Source organism: Microvirga sp. P4_G7 (assembly GCF_056401005.1).
In genome coordinates, this window is the sequence record NZ_JBFUKD010000183.1 from 1 (window position 1) to 6,172 (window position 6,172).

8 protein-coding genes are annotated in these 6,172 nt (G+C 61.0%); 5 read left to right on the forward strand and 3 right to left on the reverse strand.

Features of this window, described 5'->3' with window-relative positions; all coding sequences use genetic code 11:
* The first annotated feature begins 173 nt into the window (after positions 1–173).
* From lysM to AC1DT3_RS10130, 5 genes are all read left to right on the forward strand, one after another.
* Complete coding sequence (lysM, locus tag AC1DT3_RS10110; RefSeq protein WP_477465125.1) at positions 174–623, forward strand: peptidoglycan-binding protein LysM; 450 nt, start codon at positions 174–176, stop codon at positions 621–623.
* 165 nt (positions 624–788) lie between these two features.
* Positions 789–1,109 (forward strand): rhodanese-like domain-containing protein, encoded by a 321-nt coding sequence (locus AC1DT3_RS10115; RefSeq protein ID WP_477465126.1) that lies wholly within the window; start codon positions 789–791, stop codon positions 1,107–1,109.
* A 120-nt stretch (positions 1,110–1,229) separates the two neighbouring features.
* On the forward strand, positions 1,230–1,661 hold the full coding sequence (locus AC1DT3_RS10120; RefSeq protein WP_477465127.1) for a c-type cytochrome: 432 nt from the start codon (positions 1,230–1,232) through the stop codon (positions 1,659–1,661).
* A gap of 51 nt (positions 1,662–1,712) precedes the next feature.
* On the forward strand, positions 1,713–2,657 hold the full coding sequence (locus AC1DT3_RS10125) for a c-type cytochrome (RefSeq protein ID WP_477465128.1): 945 nt from the start codon (positions 1,713–1,715) through the stop codon (positions 2,655–2,657).
* 56 nt (positions 2,658–2,713) lie between these two features.
* Positions 2,714–3,478, forward strand: a complete 765-nt coding sequence (locus AC1DT3_RS10130; RefSeq protein ID WP_477465129.1) for a CatB-related O-acetyltransferase — start codon at positions 2,714–2,716, stop codon at positions 3,476–3,478.
* Here AC1DT3_RS10130 and AC1DT3_RS10135 read toward each other — a convergent pair.
* From AC1DT3_RS10135 to AC1DT3_RS10145, 3 genes are all read right to left on the reverse strand, one after another.
* Complete coding sequence (locus AC1DT3_RS10135) at positions 3,456–4,073, reverse strand: helix-turn-helix domain-containing protein (RefSeq protein ID WP_477465130.1); 618 nt, start codon at positions 4,071–4,073, stop codon at positions 3,456–3,458. The two genes, AC1DT3_RS10130 and AC1DT3_RS10135, sit on opposite strands and share 23 nt — an antisense overlap.
* A 112-nt stretch (positions 4,074–4,185) precedes the next feature.
* Positions 4,186–5,118, reverse strand: a complete 933-nt coding sequence (locus AC1DT3_RS10140) for a DMT family transporter (protein ID WP_477465131.1) — start codon at positions 5,116–5,118, stop codon at positions 4,186–4,188.
* A 97-nt stretch (positions 5,119–5,215) separates the two neighbouring features.
* A complete protein-coding gene (locus AC1DT3_RS10145; protein ID WP_477465132.1) occupies positions 5,216–5,815 on the reverse strand; it encodes a hypothetical protein in 600 nt (199 codons plus the stop codon).
* Positions 5,816–6,172 lie beyond the last annotated feature (357 nt).

A 6,172-nucleotide genomic window follows, 5' to 3' on the forward strand; every position in this document is an offset into this window, starting at 1 on the left:
CGTGCAGATCGACCTGATCGCGCTGCTCCGGCTGAAGGACCGCCTGCCGTCCTTGGCCGATATCTTCTCGTCGATGGGCTGAGAGGGCTCTCCCAGCGGAACATATGCCGGACCTCGCGCGTCTTCTCAAAGCTTGGCCGCGCGGCCAAGCCTCACGTGGAGGGAGACTGGGCATGGGTCTGTTCACATTCATCAAGGAAGCGGGCGCCAAGCTGTTTGGTGGCAGCGCTCAGGCCGCGACGGCCGACAGCCTACAGAAAGAGGTCGAGAAACACGGTTTCGATGCCACAAAGGTCAATGTCCAGGTCGACGGGGACAAGGTCAAATTGTCCGGCCAGGCCATGAGTCAGGAGGAAGCGGAAAAGCTCATCCTCTCTCTTGGAAACACCTACGGGGTGGCGGAGGTCGATACGACTGGACTTCAGATTCAAAAGCCTGCCACGCAGTCCGTCATGTACACGGTCGTCAAGGGCGATACGCTCTGGGCCATCGCGGAGAAGCACTATGGCAAAGGCCATGGGGCCAAGTACCCGGAAATCGTGAAGGCCAACAGCCCACCGGTGAAAAATCCCGATATGATTCAGCCTGGTTGGGTCCTGCGGATTCCGCCGCTCGGCCAATAGTTCGGCTGACGCTCCCCGTTACGATGGCTTTGGATCAAAGCGGTCTGAGGTCATCGAACACGCTCGTATCGCGATCTCGGCATGAGAGCGCACGAAACCGCTTGGGATCTTCGGCATCGCGTTCTAGACGGTGCCCATGATCCGGCGATTTATTGGAGGAGCGTCATGAGCGAGAGCAATGCGGTGGTCGACCTGGACAGGGAAGCCATCAAGCAAGGTTTGCGGGACGGCACCATGGTCATCGTCGACGTCCGCGAACCGAATGAATACGCGGCTGGCCATATCCCTGGCGCGGTCTCCAATCCGCTGTCGACCTTCGATCCGACGAGCCTGCCGGGAGACAAACGGATTGTGTTCTCGTGCGCGGCCGGGGTCCGTTCGCTGAAAGCGCTTGCGCTCGCACAGGCCTACGGGCTTCCCATCAACGAGCATTACAAAGGCGGCTTCAAGGACTGGATCATGGCCGGCGAGCCGGTCGACCACTAGTGCCGCCTCGCTCACGTAGATTTGTTCTAAAGTGGGGGTGTCCACACGGGCGCAAATCAAGCGATCTGGTTTAGGCTGACCGCGGGGTGAAACCCGCAAGCCAACCAGAGGGGCAATTGAATGAAGCGTAGTGTACTTATCGCCGGCGTTCTGACGCTAGGCGTGTCGGCAGCGATCGCTCAGAGCAACGTCATCGAGCAGCGCCAGGGCCTGATGAAGCAATTTGGCGGCGAGGTTCGCACGATCTCGGCGATGTTGAAGGAGCAGGAGACCTTCGACCTGAAGAAGATCCAGGCCGCCTTGCAGACGTTTTCACAGAACGCAAAGCAGGCTCCCAAGCTTTTCACCGAGCCGCCGAAGGATGGTGAAAAGACCGGGGCCTTGCCGGTGATCTGGGAGAAGAAGGCCGATTTCGAGGCTCACTTCGCCCAGTTCGACAAGGACGCCCAGGCGGCCTTCGCGTCCATCAAGGATGACGCCTCCTTCAAGGCGGAAATGCCCAAGGTTCTTCAGAATTGTGGGACCTGCCACAAGACGTTCCGCAAGAGCTGACATGCCCGGGGTGGGCGGCCTTGTCCGTCCACCCGCTGAAGGATCCCGAGTATGAGAAAAGCGCTGGTCGCCTTGCTGGTATTGGTTTTGCTAGGCGCAGCGGGCTTTTTTCTTTTGACGGCTCCGTCCGCGTGGGCGTTCCTGCGCGGCGGTGACGAGGCTGGAGCTGTCGCCCGCGCGGCGTCGGCGCGGCCCGATCTCGCCAACGGCCGGACATTGTTTTTTGCCGGCGGGTGTTCATCCTGCCACGCCACGCCCGATCAGGACGACAAGACCCGTCTCGGCGGCGGGCTCGCTCTCAAGTCGCCCTTCGGCACCTTCCACGTGCCCAATATATCGCCGCACAAGGCTGATGGAATCGGCGCCTGGAGCGCGACCGATTTCATTCGCGCCATGCGCGAGGGCGTGTCCCCCGATGGCCGGCACTACTATCCGGCCTTTCCCTACACTTCCTATCAACGCATGGCGCCGAAGGATCTGGCTGATCTTTTCGCCTTCATGACGACCTTGCCGCCTGTCGAAGGTCGGGCGCCGGGCCATGATCTGCCGTTTCCCTTCAATGYCCGACGCGGTGTCGGATTGTGGAAACTCGCTTTCCTCGATGGCCATCCGTTTACGCCGGATGGCGCCAAGCCCGCGAGCTGGAACCGGGGCGCCTACCTGATCAACGGACCAGGGCATTGCGCCGAGTGTCACAGCGAGCGGAATTTCGCCGGCGCCATCATCCCCGATCGGCGCTTTGCGGGGGGGCCCGATCCCGAGGGCGGCCGCGTCAATGTTCCAAACATCACCCCGGACAAATCCGGAATCGGAGGGTGGTCCGAAGATGAGTTGACGACCTTGCTGAAGACCGGCGAGACCCCGACGTTCGATACGGTCGGCGGGGCAATGGCTCCGGTCGTCCGCAATACAGCTCAATTGCCGGACGCCGACCGGGCTGCCATGGCCGAATACCTGCTGTCGCTTCCACCCAGACCGAGCGCCAAGAAGCCGTAGGCTCGCCTGCGCCGAGGCAGTAGCGGAAGGCCCTATATTAATGTTATAATGTTTGGATGAGTGAAACGCCACGTTCCCTTCACCAAGCGCTCCTGAAGCATGGTTTGGACTGCGCCGAACAGGTTCCCAACGAGACGATTTGGGAAACGCCGGTCAAGCTTCACCGTGGCGTCCTCGTCCGCCAGACTGAACTCGGCGCTTACACCTACGTCTCGCCGGGGAGCGAAATCGACAACGTCTCGATTGGCCGGTATTGCTCGATCGGGCCCAAAGTGCGGATGCTCGGCAGTTCTCATCCGACGGAATGGCTGACCTCCCATCCGTTTACACACGTCAACATCTTCTCCGACTTCGTCGATGCTCCGCCGCCGCTGCAATTCGAGCGTAAGCCCAAGCGGACACTTCTCGGACACGACGTTTGGGTGGGGATGGGGGCCACTGTCATCCCCGGGGTCAAGATCGGCAGCGGCGCCGTCATTGGGGCCGGCKCGGTGGTGTCGAGAGACGTCCCGGACTATGCGGTCGTCGTCGGCAATCCGGCGCGCATCATCAAATATCGTTTCGATACGATGCTGATCGAGCGCCTCTTGGAGGTTTGCTGGTGGCGTTTCGATCTGCCCCGGACTCTATCGGCGGGTCTCGATCTGCCGCTCGATCAACCGCTGGCGATGCTGAACTACATCGATGCGAATGCCGACAGGCTCGTGCGGCTAGCCCCGACCCGCCGCCACATTCGCCGAACGTTGAAGGGGCTCGCCATCCGTGAGCTTCCGCCGCTGGGGGCGGCCGCCAATAGCCTCAGTCCATCACCGCCGCTTTGAGAATGCAGACCATCGTCGCGCGGCCGGGCGTGTCRCCGACGCAACGCACGATATGCCGTCGGTCGCAACGGTAACGCAGTGTCTCACCGGCCTTGGCGTGGTGCACAACGTCGCCGATCTGCACTTCGAATTCACCCTCGAGGACCGAAAGGCACTCGACGGAGCCGCGCTGATGGCCGTCGGAATCGAGTTCGCCGCTCGGATCGGATTGCACGTCGTACCATTGCAGCCACTCGATGGTCTTGATCCAGCCGACGATGGCGAGCCGCATCTTGCCGTCTTCCGAGACGAGGATCGGCGTGTCGGCGCGCGAAGCCTTCTCGATGAAGGGCTCCTCGTCGCCCGTCGCCAGGACCCGCTCGATCGAAACATCGAGGGCCTGGCTCAGGCGCCAGATCGTGGCGAGCGTCGGGTTCGTCTCGTTGCGCTCGATTTGGCTGATGATCGACTTGGCGACCCCGGATTGCTCGGCGAGTTCCGAGAGCGAAAGATTGTAGGCCTTCCGGAGGCGCTGGATCGTCTTGCCCATATGCCCGGACAGGACCTGTGCGCCCATGTCCATCTCACGGTTCCGCTCTTTGCCTTCGACGCCCATGGTTCACTCGCTCCGTTCCGGAATTCCGAACGTTCGTTCCGTAAACCGGTTGTGGGGGAGAAGGGGGGCTTGGTCAAGGGTCGCGGAGACGCGGTCCGGTTGCGTCCTCGGATCATCCGCCAGGGCGACGAGCTGAGGTCTCCAGCTCAGCTGATCGCATGACACCCAGCTTGTGCTCCCGCCAGATGATGAAGAGCCCGGAGACGGCGACGATGATCCCGCCGATGACGACAGTCTGCTCCGGCAGATCTCCGAACATCAGCCAGCTGAACAGGATGGCCCAGATCATTGTCGTGTATTCGAATGGCACGATGATCGACGTATCGGCGAAGCGATAGCTCTGCGTGACCAGGATCTGTCCGATTCCGCCGAGGATACCGATCAGGACGAAGAGGAGGAAATCCCCCAATGGCGGGAGGCGCCATCCAAAAAAGCTGGTGCAGAGAGCCAGACCTGACGAGAGCAGGAAAAAGTAGAAGACGATGGCGCCGGTCTTCTCGCTGCTGGTCAATCGACGCACCTGAATGGTCGCCGCCGCCGAACACAACGCTCCCATGATCGCCAGGAACGCTCCGATGGTCGGGCCGGCACCCATCGCGCCGCTGAAGATCTTCGGGTTGAGGTAGGGCGACAGCATGATCAGCACCCCGACGAAGCCGATGGCGACCGCCGTCCAGCGATAGGTCCGCACCGTCTCCTTGAGGATCAGCGCCGCCAGAACCACGACGATCAGGGGCGACGCGTAACCGATGGCGATGGCGTCATGGAGCGGCAAATAGGCGAGCGCGGCGAAACCGAGGGCCATGCTGCACGTGCCGGTGAAGCCGCGCAGGAAATGCCCGGTGACGTTCTTCGTGCGCACCGCGTTGATGAGATCGCCTTGCCATGCGAGCCACAAAAGCAGCGGGATCATCGCAAAGGATGAGCGGAAGAACACCAACTGACCGGTGGGATATCGGTCGCTGACGATCTTGAGCCCTGCCGACATCATGGTGAAGGCGAGGGCAGACGTAATTTTCAGCACAATGCCGAGGACTGGTTTCACGGAGGCGCGGCCAAACGAAGCGAAGGCACACAATCACGCGCACGTGATTCCGCAAAGCGCTTTCCTGCCATGAACGCTCTGCGCCGTGCGCATGCGCCTACATGAGGAAGGCAGGCCGGTGCACTTCATCAAGGTCGCGGGGGCCGGCGGCATTCTGGACCGCGAAATCCGACGGCGTCTCGTCAAAGGACATCATCGCGTGGATGCGCGTTTCCAGATAACGCAGCGTCTGAATGATCGTCTCGACGCGGCGAAGCGCATCGTCCTGAAGCGCAACGGCCGCTTCGATCCGCGCGACGTGGCTGCCGATGCGTTCGCCGGCGCTCGACTTCACAGATTCGTTCTCGGCAGCAATTTGCTTCGCGGCCAAGCGCAGATCTTCGGTGCTCGCTTTCAGGGCCTCGGGCACGCTGTCGAAGGGATCGTCATCGGAACCCGTAGCATCGCCCCGCAAAGCGCTTTTCGCCTGGGCGATGGCGAGGACCATCGCGGCCATGTCCGACCGGGCGTCCCGATTGCCTTGAACCTTTTGTCCAAGCGCCTCGATGGCATCGAGCACCATCCGGGTGTCGGAATTCCTGTTCCGACGCGCATATTCCTTGAGGAACCAACGCCCGCGTTCCGTTTCCATGACGGCCGCCTCGATCGCCTCATAATCCGAGGTTCTGATCGCGTTGTGGGTCCGTTCGTCCGCCATGGGCGCTGCGCCGCTCCGAAGTCATTCGTTACCTAACGGTAAATGTCACGCGATCCGGCACGACCTCAAGGGGGCGGATCACGTGAAAAGCGGTTCTTCACCGCTTTCGCAAGCGTCTTTCAGTTCTGCTGCCTCCCCAATTGGAGAGTTGGAAGATTGCGGAGTTTCTGTAATTTAAAGTTGTATGGATAGAAGGTGTGCACGCATGGCGGTTTATGCGAAAGCCGTTCCTGCGCTGCAAGATGCGTTTAGGATTGAGTTGAACACGAACGGACGAGATAAGAAATGTCCCATTGCCAACTGAATTTCCATGGGTGTCGAGTACGCATTCAGCAAGGCACGTCGGCGGTTCAGTCT

What these genes read in the sequence shown, in the direction of transcription:
- lysM (WP_477465125.1), top strand. Translation starts at nt 174, where the DNA reads ATGGGTCTGTTCACATTCATCAAGGAAGCGGGCGCCAAGCTGTTTGGT.
- AC1DT3_RS10115 (WP_477465126.1), top strand. Translation starts at nt 789, where the DNA reads ATGAGCGAGAGCAATGCGGTGGTCGACCTGGACAGGGAAGCCATCAAG.
- AC1DT3_RS10145 (WP_477465132.1), bottom strand. Translation starts at nt 5,815, where the DNA reads ATGGCGGACGAACGGACCCACAACGCGATCAGAACCTCGGATTATGAG.
- AC1DT3_RS10120 (WP_477465127.1), top strand. Translation starts at nt 1,230, where the DNA reads ATGAAGCGTAGTGTACTTATCGCCGGCGTTCTGACGCTAGGCGTGTCG.